This is a genomic window from Serinicoccus hydrothermalis (genome assembly GCF_001685415.1).
In the GTDB taxonomy this organism is placed as follows: domain Bacteria; phylum Actinomycetota; class Actinomycetes; order Actinomycetales; family Dermatophilaceae; genus Ornithinicoccus; species Ornithinicoccus hydrothermalis.
The window spans coordinates 2,902,353-2,927,815 of the sequence record NZ_CP014989.1 but is presented as its reverse complement, the minus strand read 5'-3'; the positions used below and the strand labels follow the sequence as shown (position 1 = coordinate 2,927,815).

Sequence of the window (25,463 nt, the reverse complement as noted above, 5' to 3'; positions counted from 1 at the left end):
AGACATACAGTCATCGTCAAGACCGTGACCGCCGCTGTCGTGAGGAGCCAGGATGCCGGACCGCTCTGCCGAAGTCGCCGAGCAGGCGCATCGCGTCGGGCCACTGGCGGGAGTGCGGGTCCTGGACCTGACGCGCGTGGTGATGGGACCACTGTGCACGCAGCTGCTTGCGGACCAGGGAGCCGACGTCATTCTCGTGGAGGCCAACGGCGGGGACACCAACCGGGTCATGGGACCGGGCCCGCACCCCGAGCTGTCCGGCATCGCTCTGAACCTGCTGCGGAACAAGCGGTCGATCGACGTCGATCTGAAGTCGCCGGACGGCGCGGCCGTCGTGAGGGCCCTCATCCCGACGTGTGACGTCGTGGTGAGCACCATGCGCCCCCAGGCCCTGACCAAGCTGGGGTTGGACTACGAGAGCGTGCGGGAGCTCCGGCCGGATGTCGTCTACTGCCAGGCTCAAGGGTTCCCGCTGGCCAGCGAGCGCGCCTCGGAGCCTGCCTACGACGACATCATCCAGGCCGCGAGCGGGGTCTCGGACGTGATGGAGCGCATCTACGGGGAGCCTGGCCTGATCCCCACGATCTTTGCCGACAAGGTGTGTGGGCTGGTGATGGCCGAGGCGATCACGGCAGCACTGTTTCACCATGCCCGGACCGGCGAGGGTCAGCACATCGAGGTGCCGATGCTGCAGGCGATGAGCGCCTTCATGCTCGCCGAGCACGGCAGCGGGGCCATCGCCGAGCCACCAACTCCCGCGGAGGGTCAGGTAGCCAGCGGTTACCCCCGGATCCTGTCCCAGGAGCGTCGGCCGCACCGCACGAAGGACGGGTGGATCCACCTGTTCCCCTACCTCCCCAAGCATTATGTGGATCTCTTCACCGAGGCCGGGGTCGAGGGCGCGGCGGATGACCCGCGCTACGTCGATCAACGCGCAACACTCGCCAACTCCGACTCGCTCTACCGGGACATCCGGGCGCTCTGCCCCTCCCGCACGACGGAGGAGTGGCTGGACTACTGCCGCACCGCAGGGATCCCAGCCACCCGGGTGGCGACCATCCAGGACCTCGTGGACGAGCTCCCGCTCGAGCACCACCCCGCCGTCGGAAGCTACCGGGTCACGCCGCACCTGGCCAACTTCAGCCTGACTCCGCCCACAGTCCGCCGGCCAGCACCGTTGATCGGCGAGCACACCGAGGAGGTGCTGGACGAGGTCTCCGCCTCGCCGCGGGCCCCTCAGCCAGCGACGCGACAGGAGTGACCATGCACCTCGACGCCACCGATCTGAGCGAGTCCGAGATCCGGCTCCAGCAGGAGGTCAGGGAGTTCCTCGCCGAACGGCTCCCACCCGGTTCGTATGACGTGGGGCTGGGGATGACTGGCGCCTCCGACCCGCAGTTCTCGCGGGACCTGGGGGCCCGCGGATGGCTGGGGATGTCGCTCCCGCCGGAGTACGGCGGAGGTGGGCGCACTGCTGTCGAGCGCCTGGTGGTCGTTGAGGAGCTGCTCGCGGTCGGGGCACCGGTCGCCTACCACTGGATCGGTGACCGACAGTCGGGGCCGAATATCGCGGCCAACGGCACCGAGGAGCAGAAGCGGGCGCTGCTCCCGGGGATCGCCAGCGGGGAGCTCTCCTTCTCCATCGGCATGTCCGAGCCCGACTCCGGCTCGGACCTGGCCAGCCTGCGCACCCGTGCCGAGCGCGTCCCCGGTGGGTGGCGCGTCAACGGGACCAAGATCTGGACCACGGGGGCCGCGCAGGCCACGCACATCCTCGCGCTGTTCCGCACGTCCGACGACCGCCACCACGGGCTCACCCAGTTCATCGTCGAGCGCGACCTGGACGGGCTTACCGTCTCCCCCATCCCGTTCATCGACGGGACCCGTGAGTTCTGCGAGCTAGCGTTCGAGGACGTCTTCATCCCGGACGAGATGGTGCTTGGTGAGGTCGGCGCCGGATGGGGGCAGAACACGGCCGAGCTGGCGCTGGAGCGCGGTGGGGTCGACCGGTGGATGTCACTGATGGCCGTGCTCGACCACTGGGCACGCGGGGGCTGGGGTCCGCTCGGGGCCGCCGCCACCGCGGACGCCGGCCAGATCACGGCCCGCTGCTGGGCCTTCCGCGGAGTCTCCCTCGCGATAGCGCGGATGGTGGACTCCGGCAAGTCACCCTCGATCGAGGCCGCGCTGGCCAAGGAGATGGCGACCCGCTTCGAGCAGGACTGCGTGGAGATCGTGACCCGCCACTACGGCCGCACCCCCGACCTGACCAGTGACGACCCCTACGAGTCGCTCCTGGCCCGCGCCATCCTCGTCTCCCCGTCGTGGTCCATCCGGGGCGGGACCGTCGAGATCCTCCGCAACATCGTCAGCAAAGGACTGGCCCAAGCATGACCTCACAGGACGTCGACCCCAGCTTCGCTCCGCTGATGGCGCAGTTCTTCCGGGAGCAATCCCCGCCAGAGCGGGTCTCCGCCGCGGAGCAGCGGGACCTCGACGAGTCCTTGTGGGCGCAGGTGACGGAGATGGGCCTTCCGCTGATCGGTGTCGACGAGGCGCTCGGCGGCTCGGGCGGCACCATCGGTGAGTTGCTTGTCGTCCTGGCGGCCGCGGGTCGCGCATGCGCGCCGGTCCCGCTCGCCGAGACCGCCGCGGCTTCCTGGGCGCTGGCACGCACAGGTGCCCGGGTCTCCGGTGATCTGCTCACCGTGGTGCCGGGCGACCCACGCGACACCTTGACGGTCACCGACGGGGTCGCGAACGGTGTCGTGCACGACGTGCCGTGGGCCCGGGTCGCGACATGCGCGGTGACGGTCCTGACGACCGACCATGGCCCCGTGCTGGTGGCGATCCCCCTGGAGTCCGCCTCCGTGCGCACCGGCTATGACCTCGCGCGACAGCCGAAGGACAGGGTCAGCATCGATGCCGTCCGGGTAGGAGTCTCCCCCTGGCCGGGGGCGTCGGACGAGTTGATGGCCCGGCTGACGCTGCTGCGCGGCGCGCTGATGGCCGGTGCGCTGGAGGAGGTCGCGGACCTCACACGGCAGTATGTCGGCGAGCGCGTCCAGTTCGGTCGTCCGGTCGGGCGCTTCCAGGCCGTCCAGGAGCACGTCGTCCGCCTCGAGCAGCAGGCGACGCTCGCACTGCTGGCAGTCAACCGCGCAGCCGCCGCGACCGAGGTCAACCCCTCGGCGCTCGAGGTCAAGCTGATGAAGCTCATCACCAACGAAGGCGCGCGGCTGGCCGTCCGGGCCGCGCACCAGGCTCACGGCGCCATCGGAATGACCCAGGAGTATCGACTCCAGCTGCTCACAAGGCGCCTCAACAGCTGGCTCGGAGAGGTCGGCACGAGCGCCGACCTGGCGGAGGCCATCGGAGCCGCGGCGACCGAGCACGGGATCGCGCGACTGATCACCTCCAGCGCCGGAACGATGGAGCAGGCATGAGTGGGGACGTACTCGTCGAGCATCACGACCACGTGGCGCTCGTCAGCATCAACCGACCGCCCGCAAACTACTTCAACTTCCCGCTGATCGCCGAGCTGGCCGCGACCTTCACCGAGCTCGCCGACGGCGGCGCCAGGGCGATCGTGCTCGCGTCGGAGGGCAAGCACTTCTGCGCCGGCGCGGACTTCGCCCATGGTGAGATGACACAGGACCGCTCCGCGACCTCGGCGAAGCTCTACCGGGAGGCGATGAAGCTCTTCCGTGCTCCCGTGCCGGTGGTCGCGGCGGTGCAGGGGTCGGCCGTCGGCGGAGGTCTCGGCCTAGCGTGCGCCGCGGACTTCCGGGTGGCCTCCTCCGCATCGCGCTTCCACGCCAACTTCTCGATGCTCGGCTTCCACCAGGGCTTCGCACTCAGCGAGTCGCTCCCGTCGATCGTGGGTCAGCAGCACGCCCTGGACATGCTCTACACGAGCCGCCGCCTCGACGGCGTCGCTGCACACCACATCGGGCTGGCGGACCGACTTGTCGAGCCGGGGCAGGAACGGAACGGCGCCCTGGACTACGCCCACGAGATCGCCAGGGCCGCTCCCCTCGCCGTGCGTTCCATGAAGGCCACCCTCCGGGGCGGGCTCGCCGACCGGGTGGAGACGGTGCTCGAGCGGGAGCTCAGCGAGCAGGACTGGCTGTGGCAGACGGAGGACAGCAAGGCGGCCATCGAGGCCAACCTCCGCCGGGAGCAGCCGACATTCCACGCACGCTGACGGGGCGAGGAGCGACAGAGTCGTCAGCGACCAGGACGGCCCCTGACGCGGCGGAGAACGCCACAGTCTGCTTCGGCGGCCAGGACGGCCACTGGCACGCGGGATCCCGCTGCCGTGACCGGAGCCTCAGGAAATGACCGAGACCGGTTCGTTCTGCGTGTCTGCCAGCAGGCCGGCGAGACGTCCGGTCACGAGGCCCCGGGCCTCGCGAATGATCCTCTCGACCAGGTCGCCCACGGTCGGCACGTCGTGGATGAGGCCCTGGACCATCCCGACGCTCCAGACGCCGGCCTCGGGGTCACCCGTTTCGTAGACGGTGCGGCCGCGTGCCCCGGCAACCAGGTCGCGGACGTCCTCGAACTGTCCACCCGCGTCCAGGATCTGCACGACCTCGCGGCTGACAGTGTTGCTCGCGACGCGCGCGGTGTTGCGCAGGGGCCGGAACATCAGCTCGGTGTCGAGCTCGCTGGCGGCGACGATGGCCTGCTTCACCGTGTCGTGGATCGGGGACTCCTGGGTGCACATGAAGCGGGTCCCCATGTTGACGCCGTCGGCACCCAGTGCCAGGGCGGCGACGAGTCCCCGGGCATCGGCGAACCCGCCAGAGGCTATGAACGGGATGGTCAGCTCCTCGGCCGCCCGAGGGATGAGCACCAGACCTGGGATGTCGTCCTCGCCGGGGTGTCCAGCGCACTCGAAGCCGTCGATGCTCACGGCGTCGACCCCGACCTTCTCCGCCTTCACCGCGTGCCGGACGCTGGTGCACTTGTGCACAACGGTGATCCCGGCAGCCTTCAAGTCCGGCAGGTGGTCAACGGGGTTGGCACCCGCAGTCTCCACGATCTTCACACCGGACTCGATGATGGCCTGGCGGTACTCAGCGTATGGCGGGGGATTGATCGCCGGGAGGATTGTCAGATTCACGCCGAAGGGCCGGTCGGTCAGGGACCGGCACCGCGCGATCTCCGCCACCAGGGCCTCGGGTGTGGGCTGCGTCAGGCCCGTGATGATCCCCAGGGCTCCGGCGTTGGACACTGCCCCCGCCAGCTCGGCGCGTCCGACCCACTGCATGCCGCCCTGGACGATCGGGTGGTCGATCCCCAGAAGCTGGGTGAACCGTGTCGTGAACATGATGTCTCCTCGAACGGGGTGGTCAGTCGGTCGCCGCCTGGATCTGCAGATGGTCGGGCCGCTCGGGCCAGGTCGGCGCGTGCTCCGGGTAGTCCGTGCTCACCCGGGCGGGGAAGGACGGCGACCGCTTCTCCATGAACGAGGCCACGCCTTCCGCGGCGTCGGGTCCTCCCTTGAGGTCCCGCATAATGAGCGACTCCCGCTCATGGGCCCACCACGGCGAGGGTTCGGACAGGGAGGACCACAACATCTGTCGGGCCACCGCGATCGATACGGACGAGGTGGAGTCACGGATCTCGGCTGCGAGGGCGCGCGCCACGTCGAGCAGGTCGTCGCGCGGGACGACGCGGGAGACCAGCCCGCCGGCGAGCGCCTCCTCGGCCGGGAAGATGCGGCCGGTGACCACCCACTCCATCGCCTGCGCAATGCCGACCACGCGCGGGAGGAACCAGTTGGACGCCGCCTCCGGCATGATCCCCCGTCGGGCGAAGACGAGACCGAACCGGCTGCTGTCCGCCGCGATGCGGATGTCCATCGGGAGAGTCATGGTCGCGCCCACCCCGACCGCTGCTCCGTTGATCGCGGCGATCGTCGGGGTGCGCATCGCGGCCAGTCGCAGGGTCACGACCCCGCCCCCGTCGCGGGGCACGCCGTTGATCGTGTCCGGCACCGACCTCGTGTCGGACTGTCCCTCGCCGCGGTAGGCGAAGGGCTGGTCGCCGGTGTTGCCCGACAGGTCGGCACCGACGCAGAAGTGCTTCCCGCTCCCGGTGAGGATCACGGCCCGAACGTCGTCGTCGGCGTCGACGAGGTCCAGTGCGTCCACAAGTTCGCGGCGCATCACCTGGGTGAAGGCGTTCCCCTGGTCGGGGCGGTTGAGGGTGATCGTCGCGATGGCGTCGGCGACCGTGTAGTCGATCTGCGCGAAGGTCATCCGACCCACTCCCCCGAGAAGCTGGGGGTCGTCTTCTGCGCGAACGCCTCGCGGGCGGAGCGCGCGTCCGCAGTCGCGTAGTTCACGGCCTGCGCCCGCACCTCGGCTGCAAGGGCGGCCTCGAAGGTGGACAGCGTCCCCTCGTTGAGCAGCGCCTTGTTGAGCGCCTGCGCGATGGGCGGCCCGTCAGCGAGCCGGCCCGCGAGGTCGGCGACGGCGCCATCCAGCCTCTCCGCCGGACAGACCGTAGTGACGAGCCCCAGTTCCCTGGCCTCCGCCGCCGAAACGAAGTCGCCCAGCAGCGCCAGACGCTTGGCCTGCTGCAGACCGACCAGTTGCGGCAGCAGCCACGACCCCCCGAAGTCGACCGACAGCCCGCGGCGCACGAAGATCTCCGAGAACCGGGACCGGTCCGAGGCGACGACGAAGTCGCAGCACAGCGCGAGGTTCCACCCGGCGCCGACCGCCGCACCGTCGACACGGGCGATCACCGGCTTGGGGAAGCCGAACAGCGCCGCGGCCGTCCTCGCGATCCTGCTGACGCGGGTGACCGGATGACCCACGGGCGCGGACGAGATGTCGGCACCGGCGCAGAAGGCATCTCCGGCCCCGGTGATGACGACGACCCGCACCGAAGGGTCGACCTCGGCGGTGCGCAGTATGTCGAAGAGCAGGTCCCAGGACGCCGGATCCATGGCGTTCTTCCGCTCCGGCCGGTTCAGGGTGATCGTCAGGACCCGCCCCGCTTCACTGGCGAGCACGCTCCCCTCGTTCCAGGCCTGGTAGTTGGCATCCATCTAGTCGTCCTCCTCATTCTGCGGATCCCGCTGGGCGGACGCCACGGCGTCGAGCCCTCCTAGGCGGGCGACCCGGTGTCGTCCGCCGTGAGACTGTTCCAGCGCCTTGCCCCTCTTGAGCCACAGCTGCAGGTCGTGCTCGAAGGTGAAGCCGATGCCTCCGTGGACCTGCAACGCCACCTTGTTGGCGACGAACTCGGCCTCCACGGCGCAGATCCTGGCCAGCCGTGCGGAGGCCAGACCTTCCGGATCCGCGGCGGCCACCCGCCAGGTCGCGGCCCGCGCGGCCGTGGTGGCGAGCTCCACCTTGGAGAACGCATCGGCCAGCAGGTGCTTGACGCCCTGGAACGACCCGATGAGTCGACCGAACTGCTGGCGCTCCTTGGCGTAGGCGACCGTGGCGCTCAGCAAGTGGCTAGCGATGCCGTTGAGCACGGCCGCGGATCCCACCAGCTCCCGGGCGACCACCTGGTCGCGCAGGTCTCCGGAGGCGGGGAGAAGCTCTCCCTCGGTGCGGGGGGTGACCTGGAACAACCGTCGTGACGGGTCCTCGACGTGGACCCTCTCGAGGGCGACCTCGCCGGCCTCGTGGATCCGGAGCTGACCATCCCGGGCCAGCACGATCAGGTCGCTCACGTGCGCGTCGGGCACCAGACCGCCTTCGGACAGCGCGATCGTGACCCGTGACTCGCCGGAGGCGATGGCCGGGAGCCAGCGGCGCCGTTGATCCTCGCTGCCACAGGCAACGAGCGCGAACGGACCCACGAAGACCGACTCGAGGAGGGCGTCGGGCACGGCCTGACGGCCCGCTTCCTCCAGCACGGGCAGGAGGTCGCACTCGGTGCCTGCGAACCCGTCATACTCCTCGGAGACCAGGATCGCGGGTGCCCCGAGATCGACCACCCCGCGCCACAACGACGGGTCCCGGCCGGAGTCGTCCGTCCATGACAGTCGCTGCGCACCCGGCGAGCAGTGCCTGGCGAAGAGGTCCGTGGCCGACTCGCCGAAGGCCTGCTGCTCTGGGGAGAAGGCATACCTCATGGTCGGGGCTCCCTCGGCAGTCCGAGCGCGGTCTCGCTGATGATGTTCTTCTGGATCTCGGTGGTGCCCGCGTAGATCTCACCGGCCCGGGCGTGCCAGTACTCGCGCTGCGTCGGGGGGAGCGGGGCCTCGGGGGGACCGGCGGGGATTTGTTCGGCCCGCTCACCCAGGAGGTTGCGTTCCTCCTCGCGGATCCCGGTCAGGATCTCCGAGAGCCGCAGTTTGAGGACGCTGGGCAGCGCACCCTCGTCGCGGCCCCGGGACAAGATGTCGGTCAGCTCGTACGTGGCCTGCTCGTAGGCGAAGGCCCAGGCACGGTGGGACCCGAGGCGCTCGAGTGATCCGGTGTCAGGGTCGGCCCCCAGGCGCCGAGCGATCTCGTCGACGGTGCGAAGCATCTTGGTGTGGGTGCCGCGCCCCATGCCCCGCTCGAGCTTCAGCGACGTCTGGGCGATCCGCCACCCCTCGTTGAGCGGGCCGACGACGTTCGCCAGCGGAACTGCCGCCTCGGTGAGGAACACCTCGGCGAACCCCGCGTGGCCGTGAAGCTGGCGCAGCGGTCTGACCTCGACACCCTCGGTGTCCAGGTCGAGGATGACGAAGCTGATGCCGCGGTGCTTGGGCGCCTCACGGTCGGTTCGGACGAGCGCGAACATCTTGGTGGCGATCACACCGAAGGACGTCCAGGTCTTCTGTCCGTTGAGGACCAGTTGGTCGCCCTCGATCCGGCCGGTCGTGCGGAGCCCGGCCAGATCGCTGCCGGCGTCGGGCTCGGAGAAGCCCTGACACCAGATATCGGAGTTGTTCAGGATGCCGGGGAGCCACGCCTCCTGCTGCTCCGGCGTCCCGTGTGCCATGACCGTCGGCCCGCCGTGCAGCAGGCCCATCTTGTTGACCCGCTCCGGCAGGTTCAACCGGGCGTACTCCTCGTCGTAGATGAGCTGGTGCCAGTGGTCCAGCCCGAGCCCACCGAACTCTTTGGGCCACCCGGGCGCGGAGTAGCCGGCGGCGAAGAGCCTGGCCTCCCACTCAAGGTGCTGCGCCAGGCCATCCTCAGTGTAGTAGGGCTGGAACCGCCATTTGGGCCGGTTGCTCTCGAGCCAGGCACGCACCTCGGCCCGGAACGCGACGAGGTCGTCGCTGAACATGAGGTCCATTAGTCCTCCCCCGCCAATTCCTTGGCCTGGTCGATGATCGAGGGCTTCTTGTCCTTGCGGACCGCTCCCCAGATGGAGGAGGCGATGAACAACAGGACGAACACAGACAGCACGGCGGAGATCGGCCGGGTGGCAAAGATCGCCAGGGACCCGTCGGAGAGCAGCATCGACTGGCGGAACGACTCCTCCAGGATCGCGCCCAGCACGAAGGCCAGCACGAGGGGCGCCGGCTCGAAGCCGAACTTGCGCATGAAGTAGCCGAGCACGCCCATGATCAGCATCACCCACATGTCGAAGGTGCTGTTGTTCAGCGTGTAGACGCCCACGAGCGTGATGAGCATCGCGATCCCGCCGATGATGCCGATCCGCACCCGGAGCAGTTGGACGAAGAAGCCGACCATTGGCCAGTTGAGCAGGAGCAGGATGAGGTTGCCGACGAGCATCGAGGCGATCACACCCCAGAACAGCTCCGGGTGCGCCGTGATCAGCTGCGGCCCGGGCGTGATGTTCTGCGCCATCAGCGCGCCCAGGATGAGTGCCAGGACGGCATTGGACGGCAGGCCGAGGGTCAGCAGCGGGATGAAGGCCGAGATGGAGGAGGCGTTGTTGGCGGTCTCCGGCCCGGCGACGCCCTCGATCGCTCCCTTGCCGAACTCCTCGGGATGCTTGGAACGGCGCTTCTCGACGCCGTAGGACGCGATGGAGGACAGCACGCCGCCCCCGCCGGGCAGCACGCCGATAGGGAAGCCGAGGAGCGACCCTCGGGTGATCGGTCCGCGGGATGCCTTCCAGTCCTCGCGGGAGAAGGTCAAGCGGCCGACCTCGCCGATCTTGCCGTGCGACTGGCCGCTCCGCTCCATGACATAGAGGATCTCGCTCACGCCGAACAGGCCCATCGCGACGGCGACCAGGTCGATCCCCGAGAACAGCCCCGGCAGGCCGAGGGTGAAGCGCGTGGTGCCGGCGATGGGGTCGGTGCCCACCACGGCGAGGAGAAGTCCGATCGCCGCGGCGATCACGCTCTTGAGGGTCGACTTGGTGCCTAAGTAGGTCACCATGACGATGCCCAGCACGGTGAGCGTCACGTACTCGGGCGGACCGAACCGCACGGCGAAGCCCGCGAGGCTCGGCGCGATCAGGATGAGGCCGATGATCGAGATTGTGCCGCCGATGAAGGAGCCCACGGCCGAGATCGCCAAGGCAGGCCCTGCCCGACCCGCCTTCGTCATCTCGTAGCCGTCGATCGCGGTGACCGCGCTGGCGGCTTCTCCCGGGATCCGCAGGAGCACCGAGGTGATGGTCCCGCCGTACATCGACCCGTAGTAGACGCCGGCGAGCATGATGATCGCCGAGGTCGGCTCCATGCTGTAGGTGAACGGCAGGAGCAGGGCGATGGTGGCGGTAGGCCCGAGACCGGGCAGCACGCCGATGACGGTGCCAATCATGACGCCCAGGAGGACGTACAGCAGATTGGCCGGCGTCAGGATGACGCCGAAACCGTCGATCAGGTTTGTCAGGCTGTCCATGGTCAGCGGCCTCCCCACAGCTGGGCGATCACGTCGTCGGGGAAGCGAGCACCCAGCAGGTGCACGAACAGCAGGTAGGTGACCACCGTGGCCCCGACCGCGAGGACCACGGACATGAACCAGGTCTCGCGGGCCAGGAACCGGAACCAGATCAGGAGCACCACCAGGCCGCTCAGCACCAGCCCGAACCTGGAGAACATGAGGATGAATAGCGACAGCGTCGCCACACCGATAGCGGGACGCAGCAGGCGACCGGCGAGCTCCTCGATGTCTTCTCCGTTGCCGCCGATCAGCATGCCGAGGACGCAGCAGCCGATCAGGACCACCGCGACGATGCTCGGCCAGAGGCCGGGCGCGGGGGCCGACAGTGTGCCGACGCCGAGGCCGATCGCCCCTAGGAGGAAGTAGAGGCCGATGAGGGCGCCAACCGCGTACGGGACTCGTTGGAAGATCTTGTCCTTGACGCTGTGGGTCGCCACGGCGGTCTGCTCAGAGTCCATCTATCCTCCTCGGGGGGTGGAGCTGGCCGCTGATGCCAGCGGCCAGCTCCGGTTGCCTGTCAGCCCAGCAGTTCCGTCAGGATCGGGCCCAGGGTTTCCTGCTCGTCGGCCATCATCTCCTGCAGCGCGTCGGCGCCCATGAACTCGTCGAGAAGCCGGACCTCACCGATGACCTCGACGGTCGCGGGGTCCTGCAGAGCCTTCTCCAGCGATCCCTCCAGGGTGGCGAGGACGTCCTCGGGGATGTCGGCGGGGGCCACCAGGATGAAGTAGGAGTTCCCGTAGATCAGGCTCTCGAAGCCCGACTCCGCCAGCGTGGGGACGTCAGGAATCCAGCCCAGCCGGTCGGGCGCACCGGTCGCCAGGATGGTGAACTCACCGGCATCCACCTGCGCCATAGTGGTCTGCGCGTTGGAGCAGAAACAGGCGTCGACGTTATCGCCGAGCAGCGCCGTCACCGCCGGGGCCTCGCCCTTGAACGGCACCGCGGTCAACTCCACGTCGTACTCTTCGGCCATCCGCACTAGTTCCACGTGCTGCGGCGAGCTCGCTCCCGCGGTGCCTACCTTGATCCCGCCCGGGTTGGCCTTGGCCTCCTCGATCAGATCGTCGATGCTGCTGTAGCCGGAGTCGGCCGGCACGATGATGAGGCCCGGGCCAAAGGTGCCCACGCCGATGGCCTGGACGTCCTCCAGGTCGTAGCCGACGTCCTCGATGAGGGGGACCCGGCCCGCCGCTGACGAAGTGGTCATCCCGATCGTGTAACCGTCTGGCTCAGACCGGACGACGTCCGCCGTCCCGACGGACCCGGAGGCACCTTCCTTGTTCTCCACGACGAACGTGGTGCCGAGGTCCTTCTCCATGAACGAAGCGATCGCGCGGCCGCCGACGTCGGTGGGGCCTCCCGCGGCATAGCTGATGATCATGTTGACGTCATCGGACGGGAACTCGTCGGATGACGACGCGCCGTCGGAGCCACCGCAGGCGGTCACCACGAGGAGTGACGCACCAGCGGCAAATGCAGCAAGAACCTTGCTCTTGGACATGCGTATTCCAATCTCTCAGCTTCTTTGAGGGGAGGTGACCACGGCGTGAGGCGGCGGCCCCGGCTCCGGAGTTGGCTCCGGACCTGGTGTGTGGGTGCTGATCAGGGCGTCAAGCGCATAGGCGCCCTGTCCACGCGGCATGACGACGAAGGGGTTCACGTCGATGCTCTCGATCGAGTCGGCATGGGCGGCGGCAAAGGCCGAGAGGTCGCTGAGCGCATGGGCGAGTGCCTCTGTGTCCGCAGGCTCGGTCCCGCGGGCCCCGTCGAGGAGCTCGAACCCGCGCACCTCGCGGATCATCTCCGCGGCGGTCGCGACGTCGAAAGGGGCCAGCCGCAGCGTGACGTCCTGGAGCACCTCGACGAAGACCCCGCCGAGGCCGAAGGCCACGGTCATCCCCAGCGACGGGTCGTTCTTGACGCCCAGAATGGTCTCGACCCCGCCCGTGACCATCGGGGTCACCAGGACTCCGGACAGGCGTGCCTGCGGCACCGCAGCCTGCGCCGAGGCGAGGATCTGTGCGTAGGCGGCCTCGACCTGCGCTGCGTCGGTCAGGTCGAGTCGGACGCCACCGACGTCGCTCTTGTGGGCGATGTCAGGCGAGACGATCTTGAGCGCCACCGGGTAACCGAACTCCTTCGCGGCACGCACCGCATGGTCGGCCGACTGCACGACACGATCGGGCACCGTCGGGACACCGGCGTCACGAAGGATCTTCTTGGCCCGGTCCTCGGTCAGTTCCCCGGTCAATGAGGCCGACGAGGCGGACAGGGGGCGAAACTCCTTGGCCATCGGGACGCTCAGGACCGAGCCGAGCCTGGCCAGACGCCCGGCCGTCTCCACCATGCTGCGCAGGTCTTCGTAGTGGGGCATCCCCAAAGTGTTGAGCGCGTGGGCGGTCTCGGGACTGGTGAGCGAGGAGACCATAATGTGGGCCCCCGGGTGGGCCTCACGCACCGTGCGCAACGAGTCGACGACGGTGGTGGCCCACGGCTCCATCAGGCCCAGGTAGGTCAGGAAGACGAGCACCATGTCGTAGTCCGTGCCGTCGATGACCGTATTGAGGAAGGCGGGGAAGAGGGCGGGGTCGTTGGTGACCTGGGCCGTCGTGTCGATTGGGTTGGTGACCCCCGCGGGCGGCCAGATCCTCTTGAGCTGCTGTTGCACCCCGAGCGGCAGCGGAGTGACCTGCAGGCCCGCCTCCTCGGCGGCGTCGGCCATCAGGATGCCCGCGCCGCCGGAGCCCGTGAAGATGGCGACCTGGCCGCCCCGCGGCAGCCCGCCCAGCGCGAGGGCGTGACTGAGGTCCATCAGCTCGGAGACCGAGGTGACCCGGCACACGTCATACTGCCGGAACAGGGCGTCGTAGGCGTCGTCCGAACCGACGAGGGAAGCCGTGTGCGAGCTCGCGGCAGCTGCCCCGACGTCCGAGACCCCGGCCTTGAGCATGATGACCGGCTTCCGGCGTCGACGTGCCGAGGCCAGGGCCGCCTGGAGCCGGCGACCGTCCTTGCACCCCTCCATGTAGACGGCGATCGCTGACACCTCGTCCTGCTCCGCAAAGTAGGCGATCGAGTCGGCGACATCGACGTCGCACTCGTTGCCGGTCGTGATCCACGGAGTGAACTCGAACCCCCGGTTCGCTGCCAGCGCGACACAGTGCCCACCGAGGGCACCGCTCTGGCTCACCAGCGCGATGCGCGGCACGTCGGCGATGACGTGGTCACGAGGAATCATGACGGCCGCGGCGAAGGTCGGGAGCGCCCCGGTGACCATGTTCGCGGCGCCGATGCAGTTCGGTCCGATGATGCGCATGCCGCTCGTCAAGGCGATCCGGGTCAGCTCCGCCTGCAGCCGCTCCCCGTCCTCGCCTGCCTCGGCGAATCCGGCGCTGAAGAGGACGACTGCCTTGACACCGGCGTCAGCGCAGCCGCGCACCGCCTCCATCACCGCTGGCCCGGGGACCGCGACGACGGCCAGGTCGGGGACCTCCGGGAGCGCCTCGAGCGAGGGGTAGGCCTGCACGCCCTGCACCTCGGTGTAGCTCGGGTTGATCGGGTAGATCGCCCCCTCGAACCCGTGGCTCTTCATGTGGTGGATCGGTCGGCCACCGATCTTCAACTGGTGCGACGACGCTCCGATGACCGCGACGGACCGCGGCGCGAACACAGCCTCCAAGCCGTGTAGGCGAGGCGCGCCCACCGAGGGGCGCGCATCCTGTGTAGCGTCATTGCTCATGCTTACTGCTCCAGCTGTCGGGAGTTATGCATACTGAAGATCATGCACAAATGTATACTAAGGATTGATTCCGGATGTCAACAGGGCCTATCCGACAGGTCGGGTACGCAGGCTGCTGCCTGACAACAGGAGAAGAGGAAGTGCGATGACCGTCGGCGAAGCCACAGGGCAGACTGGCACCTCCAGCGTGGAGCGGTGCTTGGTCGAGGTGCGCAACATGATCCTGACCGGCGAGCTCCTGCCGGGGGAGAAGGTGCACCAGGCGGACCTGGCGGCACAGCTCTCCGTCAGCCGCATCCCGCTGCGTGAGGCACTGTCCCGACTCCAGGCAGAGGGCGTGCTGACGCACCGACCCAACTCCGGCTACCAGGTCTCCCGCTTCAGCAGTGAGGACCTGACCGAGCTCTACCTGATGCGCCGACTCCTCGAGACCGAGCTCCTGCGCAGCGCCCCGCTCGGGGCGCAGCAGGCCGACCGTCTGCAGGAGATCAACGAGCGTCTGCGCAAGGTGGACGTCGCGACCGACCCGGAGACCTACCAAGCCATCAACCACGAGTTCCACTTCCACCTGTTCGACGCCTCCCCCCTGCGCCTGGTCCGCGAGGAGGTTGACCGCCTCTGGTATCGCTCGGGCTTCTACCGGTCGCTCTACCTTCACGAGGCACCGACCACGCTGCAGGTCCTGCACGAACACGGCCTGATCATCGAGGCAGTCCGCGACGAGGACATCGAGGAACTGATTCGGGTGACCGATGAGCATCGCAAGGGCACCGAGCGGCTCGCGATAGAGCGTCTCGGCCGATCACGTCGTCGCTGACCCGCTCGCACCTGGTTCGATCCCGCTTGGCGGCTCGCGCAGCACCAGCGGCCGGCACGCCCAGGCTGCCCCGAGCACGAGCACGGCGGTGGCAGCCAGGGCGGCCCCGACGGACAGGACGTCCGCGAGCACGCCGTTCAGGCCTGCGGCAAGCGGCCTGGACCCCAAAAAGCCGAGGAGCCACAGCGCCATTACCCTGCCGCGGAAAGCGCCCGGCACCCGCGCGTACAGCTCGGTCCCCAGCGCCGTGAGCGAGATCGTCATGCCGACCCCGGCCAGCCCAAAGGCCAGCACCGCCACCCACGTCGCGGTGGCGACGATCAGCACGACCGCGCCCGCCGCCATGCAGAGGAGACCGAGGCTCGCCAGCCGCTCACTGCCCAGTCGGCGGGTGAGGAGCGACTGCGGAAAGAAGGCCACAAAGGCACCGAGCCCGAAGGCAGACGCAAACGTGCCCACCAGGTCGGCACCCCCGCCGACCTGGCTCGCCAGGCTCGGCGCCAGAGTGATCGCCGGGTCGGCGCCGATGCCGATCGCCGCAACCCCCAGGAGCACAGCGGCGATCGCCGGCCGGCTGGCCACGTAGGCGAGGCCGGCTCGGATCGAGACGTCATCAGCAGCGTCGCGCGGATGATCGCCGGACGGGAGGGTGGCGACCACGACCCCGAAGACGACGTGCAGCACCGTGCTGACGCCGAACGCCCAGGTGAGACCTACCGTCACGGCCATGACCCCGCCGACCGCCGGCCCGAAGGCGCGGCCGATCGCGAACGAGAAGTTGTCCAGCGCAACGGCCTTCGGCGTCTCGCCAGGACGCACCAGGGAGGGGAGCATCGCCTGCATGGCCGGGCCACCGACGGTGAAACCGACGCCGACGGTGGCGACCGCCGCCATGACCGCCCAGGTCGGCGGGGACTCGCCGCCGACCCACAGCAGGAGCCAGATTGCCAGAGTGCCGGCGGTGCAGAGCAGTCGCCCGGCCAGCAGCTGGACCTTGCGGTTCGCCCGGTCAGCGACGGCGCCGCTGACCGTGACCAGGAGCACCTGCGGGGCGAACAGCATGACGCTCACCAAACCGACCAACAGCGGAGAGCCGGTGCTGTCGAAGACCAGGATCACCGTGGCGATGTTGAAGATCCAGATGCCAACGTTCGCCAGCAGTTTGCCGACGAAGAACGGACCGAAGACCCGGTCCATGGCGATGCGCAGCAGGCTGCGCGGCGCCGGCACGCCCGCGGCGCCGAGGGGCGACCCTTCCCCCGTCATCGGCCGGCCCGTGGCGCGCCGGGATCATCCGCGATCCGACCACCTCGCCCGCCGACCATCAGAAGTAGTAGCGCGATACCGGTTCTGCGACGCAGACCGGCTTATCCACGCCCTCCGCGGTCACCGTCGCGCGCCAGGTGACCTGCACACCGCCGGCCACCTCCCTCGCCTCGTGGACCGAGGTGGTGACGCGCATGGGGCTGCCTACCGGGGCGGGGGCCGGGAAGCGCACCTTGTCGAGACCGTAGTTCAACGCCATGCGGTGACCGCTGACCTGGAAGGTCTCCTTCATGAGGGGGACCAGGAGCGACAGGGTGAGGTAGCCGTGGACGATGGTTCCCCCGAACGGCCCGTCCTTGGCGCGCTCGACGTCGACGTGGATCCACTGGTGGTCGCCGGTCGCGTCGGCGAAGGCGTTCACCCGGTCCTGGTCGACCGTGAGCCAGGAGCTCGTGCCGAGTTCCTCCCCCACGGCGTCAAGCAGGGACTGTGCACTATCGAAAGTCTTCATGGTGTCATCCGCTCTGGGTAGGCTGCGGCTCGCTACATGTATACATTATCGTATGCTTGCGTCTTGTCGATGACGAGCGGAAGGAGTGGCGATGGACGTCTCGACGGTGATCCAAGACCTCCGGATCGAGCAGGTCGGGCCGGACACCTTTCGTGGCCATGCGCCCCAGCCCCACCCGGTGAGCACCCGGGCCTTCGGCGGTCACGTCCTGGCTCAGGCGCTGCTAGCAACCGGCCGGACCCTCCCGCACGGGCGGCTGCCGCAGAGTCTGCACGCCTACTTCATCCGACCCGGCGACTTCACCCGGCCACTCGACTTCTCGGTCGTCCGGCACCGGGACGGCGGCGCCCTGTCCGCGCGTCGCGTCGTGGTGTCCCAGCAGGGTGACGCGATCCTCGAGCTCATGGTGGCCGGCGGGCCCCGCTGGCCGGAGACCACCAGCCACGACCCGATGCCGCAGGTCTCTGGCCCGGAGGGGCTCTCCCCCGTCCAGGAGCAGCTCACCCCGTACGCCGACGAGTGGGAGGGATGGTTCGTGCGCCCCCGCCCCTTTGACCTGCACTACCCCGACGTCCCACCGCGGCTGGCCGCCGACGGCGAGCAGGATCCCGGCCCCCGGAGCCAGGTCTGGGTGCGCGCCCGCGGGGACGTCCCTGACGACCCGCTCATGCAGCGCTGCTTGCTCGCCTACGCCAGTGACCAGACGATCCTCGACCCGGTCCTCACTGCCCGGTGGGGCACCGTCATGCCGGGTGCCCAGAACGTGGCCTCGCTGGACCACTCCATGTGGTTCCACGCCGAGCCCGACGTGTCGGAGTGGCTGCTCTTCGACCAGTTCTCCTCGGCCGGGACGGCGCGGACCGGGCTGGCCCGCGGGCACGTCTACCGACAGGACGGCCGGCTGGTCTGCACGGTGACCCAGGAGGGCCTCATCAGGAGCAGCGCCTTGCGCTAGGCGCACACGACTCATGGATCCGTGAAGGGAAGAGGTGGAGATGATCAGCGAGGATGCCGACACACCGAGGGTTGCTCTGGTCACCGGATCGAGCACCGGCATCGGAGCCGCGATCGCGAAACGGTTGTCCCGAGAGGGCTTCAGAATCGCGGTCACAGCCCGGGCCGAGGAGCACACCCACGCGACGGTGGGGTGGATCCGGGGCAACGGAGGCACGGCCCACGGCTTCGCTGCGGACCTGTCCAGGCCGGAAGAGATCGAGGACCTGTTCACGCGGTTCGACGCTCGGTTCGAGCGCCTCGACGCGCTGATCAACAACGCCGGGATGGCCTCCATCGCCGACTCCACGTCGATGCCGTTGCGGCACTGGAACCGCGTGCTGACTCTGAACCTGACCGCGCCGTTCGTGACCGCCCAGTGCGCCCATCCACGGATGACCCAGGGCGAGGGCGGGGGCGGCGTCATCGTCAACATCGGCTCCGTCTACTCACGCATGTCCGCGGGCCGACGCGCGGCCTATGTCAGCAGCAAGCACGGCCTGATCGGCCTCACCAAGGCCCTTGCCACGGAGTGGGCCCCCGACGGGGTGCGCGTAGTCGCCGTGGCCCCCGGCTACACCGAGACCGACCACGTCCGGGTCGCCATGGAGGACGGCGGCTTCGACTCGGCCGCGGTGGTCAGCCGCACACCGATGGGGCGCCTGGCCCACGTCGACGAGGTCGCCGACGCCGTCTCGTTCGTCTGCTCAGAGCGCGCCAGCTTCGTCACCGGCAGCACGATGAACCGCCCCGGGTTCAGTGGAGAGTCGTGTGTGCTTCGGCGGCGGTCGCCGTCGAAGGGTTGCGGGCAGCGTAGTAGCCGTTCTCGTACGCTGCGGGTGCGAGGTAGTCGCACCAGGAGTGCGGGCGGGTCGTGTTGTACCAGTCGACCCACCGCAGGACTTCGAGCTCGACGTGCTCGAGCGTCTTCCACGGGCCTTGGCGGCGGATGAGCTCGGTCTTGAAGACGCGGTTCAGCGCCTCGGCGGCGGCGTTGTCGTAGGAGTCGCCCTTGGACCCGACCGAGGCCACGATCCCGAGCTCCTCCAGGCGTTCGGTGTAGCGGATGGCTCGATATTGGACTCCGCGGTCGGCGTGGTGGACCAGGCCGGTCAGGTCTCGTCCCTGGCGCTGGCGCTGCCAGACGGCGTGCTCGAGGGCGTCCAGGGCCAGGTCGGTGTGCAACGAGCTGGTGACCCGCCAGCCGACGATGCGCCGGGAGAACAGGTCCATGACGAAGGCGACGTAGACGAACCCGGCCCAGGTCGGCACGTAGGTGATGTCGGCCACCCAGCGGTTGTCCGGTGCCGGGGCGGTGAAGTTCCGGTTCAGCTGGTCGGCCGGGTGGACGTCCTTGCCCGGGATCGTCGTCCGCGGCCGCTTGTGGTCACCGGCGACCGCGCCAACCAGGCCCAGGGCCTTCATCCGCCTGGCCACGGTGCACCGCGCCACCGGCGGGTAGCGGCGCCCGGTGGGCCGGCCGTGCTCGTCGAGGACCTCCTGGCGGTTGAGCACCTTCCACATCTTCATCACCCCGTAGACCTGGTAGTTGGCCTCGTAGGTGGCCTGGATGCGCTCATCGATCGCGGCGTCGGTCAGCGCCCGGTTCGACGGTGGGCGCTTCTTGGCCGCGTAGTAGGTGCTCGGGGCGATCTTGGCACCGGCCTCGGTGAGGACGGTGCAGATCGGCTCGACCCCGAACTGGTCCTTGTGCTCGTCGACGTAGGCGATCAGCGACTTGAGGGGCGGTCGAGCTCCGCCGCGAAAAAAGCCGATGCCGACCGCAGGATCGCATTCGCCCGGCGCAGCTCGCGGTTCTCCTTCTCCAGCTGCACCAACCGCTCGTGGGGGTCAGTCGCCGTTGCGGTCGACCCGGCGGCGGGACCGGGCCCACGGAACCAGTTCCGCAGGGTCGGCCCCGGGATGCCCAGCTGCTCACCCACCTGGCTGCAGGCGCGTTTGACCGGCATCCCCGGATTCTCCCTGATCGTCTCGTTCACCGTGCGGATCGCACGCTCACGCAGCTCGTCGCTGTACTTCCTCGGTGCAGGCATGACTCCACTCTCCCGTAGAGATCAAGACCCTCCACCAAACCCGGGGCGGTTCAAAGTGTCCTTCCAGCGCCTGGGCCAGGTCAGGGATCTTGCGGCGGATCTTGCCCTTGGCCAGCTGGGCCAGCACCACCGGGTCCCGTTCCCCCTCGATCATCGCCGCCAGGATGACCCGCACCGACACCGTGGTCAGCGTCGAGGCGACGGTGAACAGCTTGATCGAAGCGTCCTCCAACATCATCTCAAGCCGGATGCACTCCCGGGTGCGGTCACCCATCAGCTGCATCCGGTAGCGGGTCAGCATCCGCAAGAAACGGATCGGTGGTGGCGGCACGAACGAGGGCGCCAGCAACCCGTGCTCGAGCAGCTGGGCGATCCACTCCGCGTCGCGCACGTCGGTCTTACGTCCAGGCACCGCCTTCATCTGCGCGGCGTTCAGGAGCCAGACCTCCATCACCTCCTCCAGGCAGTAGAACGGCGGCTTCCAGTACGTCGAGGTCGACTCCATCGCCGCGATCGTGACCAGCACTCCAGCAGCCATTCCCGCATCACCCGCAGCGATCCGGTCGTCGTCTTGAACGTGCGCGTCTCGGTGTGCCGGCCGCGTCGCGCCCCCGGGATGCGCACGCACGCCGTCACCGAGTCCTTGCCGACGTCAAGGCCGGCCACCCGCTCGAAAAGCACTTCCACCCCGACCCAGCCCCCTTTCCGGTCAGCGGCCGCGGCCCTCGCGACCGACGCCGCCCGGAAGATCCTCTGCCAGGACACAGACCCACGTGCTCGTAGCAACAATCCAGCGGCACCCGAGGACCTCGCGCCATACACCTCTACGGGCTCTCCCCGCACCAGTGTGTGCCGACGTCGCCGGACGACACCCCCATTCTCAGCGACCGGCACAGGGACCGCAGGTCCCAACTCCGTTACACCTCTTGCATTGCCGGACCAAGCGAGCATTATCGCGTCAGAAGTCACACCCGTTGGGTGGTCTGCGGATTAGTAGGGACGCCGACGTCCCCACGCGAGTTCGTTGACCAGGGACGTCCTACTAGGTGTAACGTCAGGAGCAACAATATGGCTTCTGCGGCAACGACGGATCGGCGGTCCTGATGGTCGGCATACCCGGATCAGCGGGGCTCGTCCTGATCGCCGGCGTGGCTCATCTGAACGAGGAGAGCGCCGTCTTCGAGGCGATGCTGACCGGGTGGGGTCGTCAGCAGGCCTCCCGGCTGCTGGGTGAGAAGACCATCGGCGACCGGGTCCGGTTGGTCCGTCGGTTCACCGAGTTCGCCGAGTCCTACCCGTGGGCGTGGGGTCCTGGGGACGTGGAGGACTTCACCGTCTCCCTGGCCAGCGGGGACGGTCGGCGGTCACCCTCGACGATCCGCGGGTACCACCTGGCGCTGCGGATGTTCTGCGACTACCTGACCGACGCCCGGTACGAGTGGCCCCGGCAGTGTCGCGACCGGTTCGGCTCGGTGCCCTCGCAGGTGTGCCACGAGTGGAACACGGTGGCGCACCTGAACGAGTACGAGGGCCGTCCGGCACGACGGCCGCTGACCTACGGAGAGCTGCAGGATCTCTTCGACCACCTGGACGCCCAGGTCGAACGGGCCGCGTCCTCGGGCCGCAAGGGAGCGTTGAGCGCGTTGCGTGACGCGCAGGTCTTCAAGACCGCCTACGCGTTCGGCCTGCGCCGCAACGAGCTGTGCCGACTGGACGTGGCCGACCTGCGGCCCAACCCGCACGTGCCCCGGTGGGGTACCTACGGCTCGGTGCACGTCCGCTACGGCAAGGCTGTCCGCGGTGGAACCCCGCGCCGCCGCACGGTCCTGGCGGTGCCGGAGTTCGACTGGGCCATCGAGGGGATGCGCCAGTGGGTCGAGCAGGCAAGGCCGCTGTTCGGCGTGCCTGGCCACCCGGCCCTGTGGGTGACCGAGCGGCTCTCGCGGGTCTCGTTGCGCCACTTCGACGCCCGCTTCGCGGCGGTCCGCAACCAGGCGGGCCTGGACCCGGTGCTGTCGCTGCACTGCCTGCGCCACTCCTACGTGACCCACCTGGTCGAGTTCGGCTATCCCGAACGGTTCGTCCAGGAGCAGGTCGGGCACGCCTACGCCTCGACCACCGCGATCTACGCCTCGGTCAGCAACGACTTCAAGGACAAGACGCTCAAGGCCGCGCTGGCCCGCGTCTACGCACCCACCGATGAGGAGGACCAGGGATGACCGTCCGCACCGTGATGGGGTGGAACCTGCGCCAGGTGATGGCCACCCACGGCATGTACCAGACCTCCGAGCTCGTCCCGCTGCTGGCCGAGCGCGGGGTCCACCTGTCCCGAGAGCACGTCTACCGGCTGGTGGCCCGGACCCCGCAACGGCTGAACATGGACGTCCTGGCGGCCCTGTGCGACATCCTGGACTGCGAACCCAACGACCTGCTGGTCCCCACCGTCGTCGAGGACCAACCCGCCAAGACCGGCACCGGGGACCGCGGTCCGGGCATCGGTGACCTGCGCCCGATCCGGGCCCGGGTCCGCCGCCCGCCCGAGGGCCGGTGAGCCCACGTCCGCGGCTGCCGCGCCAGGACTGCGCGCACTGCGGGCGACACGACCGGTGCACCCGGATCGTCCTGGAGGAGGCGGTCTGCCAGCGCTGCACCCTGCGCTTCGCCCGGACCGCCCAACCCTGCCCCGGTTGCGCCAACATCAGGGTGCTGGCCTTCTACGCCGACCGCCGGCCGGCGTGCGCGCCCTGCACCGGCAACGAGGCCGTCTACGCCTGCACCGCCTGCGGGAGGGAGGACTCCCCGTGGGGCCGGCTGTGCGGGCACTGCGCCCTGAAGGAGAAGACCACCGCGCTGCTGTCCGGCCCCGACGGCGGCATCAACCCGCGACTGCGGCCGGTGTACGAAGCCCTGATCTCGGGGCCACGACCGCAGACCACCCTGTACTGGTTCACCCGCTCCACCGGCCCGGCCACCCTGGGCGCGATGGCCCGCGACGAGCTCGAAATCTCCCACGCGACCTTCGACACGCTCCCGGCCGACAGGACCAACACCTAACCTGCGCGACCTGCTCACCGCCCTGGGGGTCCTGCCGCCCTTCCACGCCGAGCTCGAGCGGGTCAGCCCGTGGCTGGAGGAGCTGCTGGGCACCCTGCCGGCCGGGCAGTCCGAGGTACTGGCCCGGTTCGCCCGCTGGCAGGTGCTGAGCAGGCTGCGCCGCCAGGAGCAGCACGGGACCCTCACCCACGGCGCGATCTCCGCAGCCCGAGCGACCATCGTCGTCACCGCCCGCTTCATGAACTGGCTCACCGAGCACGGCACGGACCTCGCCGACATCGAACAGGGTGACCTGGACCGGTTCGCCGAGGAGCACCGCGCCCGCGCCCTCGCGCTGCGACCGTTCCTGGCCTGGTGTGCCCGCACCGGCCTCGGAGGGGATCTGTCCGCGGCCACCCGCCCCACCACGCAGCCCGCCGTCACCCTCTCCGACGAGGACAGGTGGTCGCACGTCCAGCTGCTCCTGCACGACGACACGATCCGCCTCTACGCCCGCGTCGCCGGTCTCTTCGTCCTGCTCTACGCCCAACCCCTGGCCCGGGTTTGTCGCATGCGCGCCGACCAGATCACCGTTGACGCCGTCGGCGTCACCACGGCCACGTTCGACACCTTCCCCGTCGAGCTGCCGGGCCCGCTCGACCGCCTCGTCCGCACCCACCTGACCCGTCGCGGGCAGGCCTCCTACGTCAGCCGTCCCGACACCTGGCTCTTCCCCGGCGGCATCCCGGGCAAGCACCTGGCGACGGAGAACGTCCGCGCCCAGCTCGTCGAACGCGGCATCCAGCCCATGGCCGCCCGCAACGCCGCCATGTTCCAGCTTGCTGCGAGCATGCCCACCCCGATCCTGGCAGAGGTGCTCGGCCTGGCCCCCAACACCGCCACCCGGTGGGCCGCCCTGGCCTCACGAGACTGGAGCGCCTACACCGCCCAACGCGACACCCACCTCCGACGCTGAAGCTGATGACTTCCCGTTGCACCCCCGACCTCACGGACGGTTCAGCACAAACTGTATAGTTCAGCCCGTGCTGACTACTTCCTCCAAGCTGGACGCGATGCATCGGATCGGCCGGGCCCTGGCAGATCCGACGCGGGCTCGGATCCTGCTGTCGCTGCTCGAACGGCCTGCCTATCCCGCTGGACTTGCCGAGGACCTCGGCCTGACGCGGCCCAACGTGTCCAACCACCTGACCTGTCTGCGCGACTGCGGCATCGTCGTGGCCGAACCGCAGGGACGACAGACCCTCTACGCGATCGCCGACCCGCACCTCACCAACGCGCTGCTCGCGCTGGTCGAGGTGACCCTCGCCGTGAACGAGGACGCCCCGTGCCTGGATCCGCAGTGCCCCGTCGCCGGCTGCGAGGTCAGCCGGTGATCCTCACCACGGTCCTGCAGGCGATCGGGCTGTTCATGGCCACCAACATCGATGACATCATCATTCTTTCTCTGTTCTTCGCCCGAGGCGCCGGCCAACGAGGCACCACCACCCGGATCGCGCTGGGGCAGTACCTGGGGTTCGTCGGGATCCTCGGTGCTGCGCTGCTGGTCGCCTGGGGGGCCGGGCTGGTCCTGCCGTCCAGCGCCATTCCCTACTTCGGGCTCATCCCCCTGGCGCTCGGTATCTGGGCGGCGTGGCAGGCATGGCGAGGCGACGGTGACGACGACGACGAGAAGGTCGAGGGCAAGAAGGTCGGCATCCTGACTGTCGCCGCGGTCACCTTCGCCAACGGCGGAGACAACATCGGCGTCTACGTCCCGGTGTTCCTGAACGTCAGCACGGCAACCGTGGTCATCTTCTGCGTCGTGTTCCTGCTGCTCGTCGGCGTGCTGGTCCTTCTCGCCAGGTATGTCGCCACCCGCAGGCCTATCGCCGAGGTGCTCGAGCGATGGGAACACGTGCTCTTCCCGATCGTCCTGATCGGCCTCGGCATAGCCATCCTCGTCAGCGGCGGCGCATTCGGACTCTGACAAACCGGGACCCTACGAAGCGCCGAACGACGGAGCGTGACGCCTCCCATTCCGGGCGCCTGACCTGCGGGGCGTCGCCTGCTTCGGGCCAGCTATAAGGACTGGTTCCGATAGGGCTGTCCACCAGTAGGGTATATCGTTGGCACAGAATAAACCTCGCCGGTGCGAGCCCTGGAGGTGCTCCCATGGATACCAACTCGGGCAACGTCCCCAGCGGTGGGGGCG

Annotated in this window: 24 protein-coding genes, 2 pseudogenes and 1 other annotated feature; of the genes and pseudogenes, 13 read left to right on the top strand and 13 right to left on the bottom strand. The window is 69.0% G+C overall.

The features are described 5' to 3' along the window. Nucleotides 1-52 precede the first annotated feature (52 nt). The 4 genes from SGUI_RS13655 to SGUI_RS13640 are packed head-to-tail and all read left to right on the top strand — an operon-like array spanning nucleotide 53 to nucleotide 4,207. On the top strand, nucleotides 53-1,261 hold the full coding sequence (locus SGUI_RS13655; protein ID WP_066641199.1) for a CaiB/BaiF CoA transferase family protein: 1,209 nt from the start codon (nucleotides 53-55) through the stop codon (nucleotides 1,259-1,261). Nucleotides 1,262-1,263: 2 nt separating this feature from the next. Further along, a complete protein-coding gene (locus SGUI_RS13650) occupies nucleotides 1,264-2,394 on the top strand; it encodes an acyl-CoA dehydrogenase family protein (RefSeq protein ID WP_066641197.1) in 1,131 nt (376 codons plus the stop codon). After that, complete coding sequence (locus SGUI_RS13645) at nucleotides 2,391-3,446, top strand: acyl-CoA dehydrogenase family protein (RefSeq protein ID WP_066641195.1); 1,056 nt, start codon at nucleotides 2,391-2,393, stop codon at nucleotides 3,444-3,446. Before SGUI_RS13650 ends, SGUI_RS13645 begins: the two co-directional genes overlap by 4 nt. Further along, the gene (locus tag SGUI_RS13640; RefSeq protein ID WP_066641193.1) at nucleotides 3,443-4,207 is read left to right on the top strand and encodes an enoyl-CoA hydratase/isomerase family protein; all 765 of its coding nucleotides are present in this window, start codon (nucleotides 3,443-3,445) and stop codon (nucleotides 4,205-4,207) included. Before SGUI_RS13645 ends, SGUI_RS13640 begins: the two co-directional genes overlap by 4 nt. Nucleotides 4,208-4,333: 126 nt before the next feature. Here SGUI_RS13640 and SGUI_RS13635 read toward each other — a convergent pair whose 3' ends face one another. Genes SGUI_RS13635 through SGUI_RS13595 form a run of 9 tightly spaced genes read right to left on the bottom strand, consistent with a single transcriptional unit; the run spans nucleotide 4,334 to nucleotide 14,577 of the window. Then, a complete protein-coding gene (locus tag SGUI_RS13635; protein WP_066641190.1) occupies nucleotides 4,334-5,338 on the bottom strand; it encodes an NAD(P)H-dependent flavin oxidoreductase in 1,005 nt (334 codons plus the stop codon). A gap of 22 nt (nucleotides 5,339-5,360) precedes the next feature. Then, nucleotides 5,361-6,272 (bottom strand): enoyl-CoA hydratase-related protein, encoded by a 912-nt coding sequence (locus SGUI_RS13630; RefSeq protein WP_066641189.1) that lies wholly within the window; start codon nucleotides 6,270-6,272, stop codon nucleotides 5,361-5,363. After that, nucleotides 6,269-7,069: an enoyl-CoA hydratase/isomerase family protein gene (locus tag SGUI_RS13625; RefSeq protein ID WP_066641188.1), complete on the bottom strand. Its 801-nt coding sequence runs from the start codon at nucleotides 7,067-7,069 to the stop codon at nucleotides 6,269-6,271. The genes SGUI_RS13630 and SGUI_RS13625 overlap by 4 nt, the downstream gene beginning before the upstream one ends. Continuing rightward, nucleotides 7,070-8,110: an acyl-CoA dehydrogenase family protein gene (locus SGUI_RS13620; protein ID WP_066641187.1), complete on the bottom strand. Its 1,041-nt coding sequence runs from the start codon at nucleotides 8,108-8,110 to the stop codon at nucleotides 7,070-7,072. It abuts the gene before it with no gap. Beyond that, nucleotides 8,107-9,258, bottom strand: coding sequence for an acyl-CoA dehydrogenase family protein (locus SGUI_RS13615; protein WP_191090917.1), 1,152 nt, complete (start codon nucleotides 9,256-9,258; stop codon nucleotides 8,107-8,109). Before SGUI_RS13615 ends, SGUI_RS13620 begins: the two co-directional genes overlap by 4 nt. An 8-nt stretch (nucleotides 9,259-9,266) precedes the next feature. Beyond that, nucleotides 9,267-10,793, bottom strand: a complete 1,527-nt coding sequence (locus SGUI_RS13610) for a tripartite tricarboxylate transporter permease (RefSeq protein WP_066641180.1) — start codon at nucleotides 10,791-10,793, stop codon at nucleotides 9,267-9,269. A gap of 2 nt (nucleotides 10,794-10,795) precedes the next feature. Continuing rightward, nucleotides 10,796-11,293: a tripartite tricarboxylate transporter TctB family protein gene (locus SGUI_RS13605; RefSeq protein ID WP_066641178.1), complete on the bottom strand. Its 498-nt coding sequence runs from the start codon at nucleotides 11,291-11,293 to the stop codon at nucleotides 10,796-10,798. Nucleotides 11,294-11,352: 59 nt separating this feature from the next. Next, nucleotides 11,353-12,339: a Bug family tripartite tricarboxylate transporter substrate binding protein gene (locus tag SGUI_RS13600; protein ID WP_066641177.1), complete on the bottom strand. Its 987-nt coding sequence runs from the start codon at nucleotides 12,337-12,339 to the stop codon at nucleotides 11,353-11,355. 15 nt (nucleotides 12,340-12,354) lie between these two features. Next, a complete protein-coding gene (locus tag SGUI_RS13595; RefSeq protein WP_083190691.1) occupies nucleotides 12,355-14,577 on the bottom strand; it encodes an acetate--CoA ligase family protein in 2,223 nt (740 codons plus the stop codon). A 145-nt stretch (nucleotides 14,578-14,722) separates the two neighbouring features. Here SGUI_RS13595 and SGUI_RS13590 point away from each other — a divergent pair, with 145 nt between their 5' ends. Beyond that, nucleotides 14,723-15,394: a GntR family transcriptional regulator gene (locus SGUI_RS13590; protein WP_066641169.1), complete on the top strand. Its 672-nt coding sequence runs from the start codon at nucleotides 14,723-14,725 to the stop codon at nucleotides 15,392-15,394. Here SGUI_RS13590 and SGUI_RS13585 read toward each other — a convergent pair. Both SGUI_RS13585 and SGUI_RS13580 read right to left on the bottom strand, forming a co-directional pair. Then, the gene (locus SGUI_RS13585; protein WP_066641168.1) at nucleotides 15,380-16,660 is read right to left on the bottom strand and encodes an MFS transporter; all 1,281 of its coding nucleotides are present in this window, start codon (nucleotides 16,658-16,660) and stop codon (nucleotides 15,380-15,382) included. The genes SGUI_RS13590 and SGUI_RS13585 overlap by 15 nt on opposite strands. Before the next feature lie 58 nt (nucleotides 16,661-16,718). Then, the gene (locus SGUI_RS13580; protein ID WP_066641167.1) at nucleotides 16,719-17,171 is read right to left on the bottom strand and encodes a MaoC family dehydratase; all 453 of its coding nucleotides are present in this window, start codon (nucleotides 17,169-17,171) and stop codon (nucleotides 16,719-16,721) included. Nucleotides 17,172-17,262: 91 nt separating this feature from the next. Between SGUI_RS13580 and SGUI_RS13575 the strand changes: the two genes are divergently transcribed. Continuing rightward, nucleotides 17,263-18,126: an acyl-CoA thioesterase gene (locus tag SGUI_RS13575; protein WP_066641166.1), complete on the top strand. Its 864-nt coding sequence runs from the start codon at nucleotides 17,263-17,265 to the stop codon at nucleotides 18,124-18,126. A 40-nt stretch (nucleotides 18,127-18,166) separates the two neighbouring features. Continuing rightward, nucleotides 18,167-18,847: pseudogene (locus tag SGUI_RS18415) on the top strand (SDR family NAD(P)-dependent oxidoreductase); the annotation flags it as partial. 73 nt (nucleotides 18,848-18,920) lie between these two features. Here the strand turns inward: SGUI_RS18415 and SGUI_RS13570 are convergent. Both SGUI_RS13570 and SGUI_RS13560 read right to left on the bottom strand, forming a co-directional pair. Continuing rightward, nucleotides 18,921-20,218: pseudogene (locus SGUI_RS13570) on the bottom strand (IS3 family transposase). Further along, nucleotides 19,809-19,937, bottom strand: a sequence feature (AL1L pseudoknot). Its footprint overlaps the pseudogene before it by 129 nt. After that, on the bottom strand, nucleotides 20,181-20,744 hold the full coding sequence (locus SGUI_RS13560) for an IS110 family transposase (RefSeq protein ID WP_191090916.1): 564 nt from the start codon (nucleotides 20,742-20,744) through the stop codon (nucleotides 20,181-20,183). The pseudogene SGUI_RS13570 and the gene SGUI_RS13560 overlap by 38 nt, the downstream one beginning before the upstream one ends. Nucleotides 20,745-21,366: 622 nt before the next feature. On the opposite strand from SGUI_RS13560, the gene SGUI_RS13555 reads away from it, so the two are divergent. The 6 genes from SGUI_RS13555 to SGUI_RS13535 all read left to right on the top strand — a co-directional run bounded on the left by SGUI_RS13555 (nucleotide 21,367) and on the right by SGUI_RS13535 (nucleotide 25,238). Further along, nucleotides 21,367-22,437, top strand: coding sequence for a tyrosine-type recombinase/integrase (locus tag SGUI_RS13555; RefSeq protein WP_237141365.1), 1,071 nt, complete (start codon nucleotides 21,367-21,369; stop codon nucleotides 22,435-22,437). Continuing rightward, the gene (locus SGUI_RS13550) at nucleotides 22,434-22,769 is read left to right on the top strand and encodes a helix-turn-helix domain-containing protein (protein ID WP_022921924.1); all 336 of its coding nucleotides are present in this window, start codon (nucleotides 22,434-22,436) and stop codon (nucleotides 22,767-22,769) included. The genes SGUI_RS13555 and SGUI_RS13550 overlap by 4 nt, the downstream gene beginning before the upstream one ends. Then, on the top strand, nucleotides 22,766-23,272 hold the full coding sequence (locus tag SGUI_RS17865; RefSeq protein ID WP_202816583.1) for a hypothetical protein: 507 nt from the start codon (nucleotides 22,766-22,768) through the stop codon (nucleotides 23,270-23,272). The genes SGUI_RS13550 and SGUI_RS17865 overlap by 4 nt, the downstream gene beginning before the upstream one ends. A 142-nt stretch (nucleotides 23,273-23,414) precedes the next feature. Then, nucleotides 23,415-24,227: a hypothetical protein gene (locus SGUI_RS17860; protein ID WP_202816582.1), complete on the top strand. Its 813-nt coding sequence runs from the start codon at nucleotides 23,415-23,417 to the stop codon at nucleotides 24,225-24,227. A 67-nt stretch (nucleotides 24,228-24,294) separates the two neighbouring features. After that, nucleotides 24,295-24,645 carry a Cd(II)/Pb(II)-sensing metalloregulatory transcriptional regulator CmtR gene (gene cmtR / locus SGUI_RS13540; RefSeq protein WP_066641160.1) on the top strand — a complete coding sequence of 117 codons (351 nt, stop codon included), beginning with the start codon at nucleotides 24,295-24,297 and terminating at the stop codon, nucleotides 24,643-24,645. Further along, nucleotides 24,642-25,238 carry a cadmium resistance transporter gene (locus SGUI_RS13535; protein WP_022921927.1) on the top strand — a complete coding sequence of 199 codons (597 nt, stop codon included), beginning with the start codon at nucleotides 24,642-24,644 and terminating at the stop codon, nucleotides 25,236-25,238. Before cmtR ends, SGUI_RS13535 begins: the two co-directional genes overlap by 4 nt. Nucleotides 25,239-25,463 lie beyond the last annotated feature (225 nt).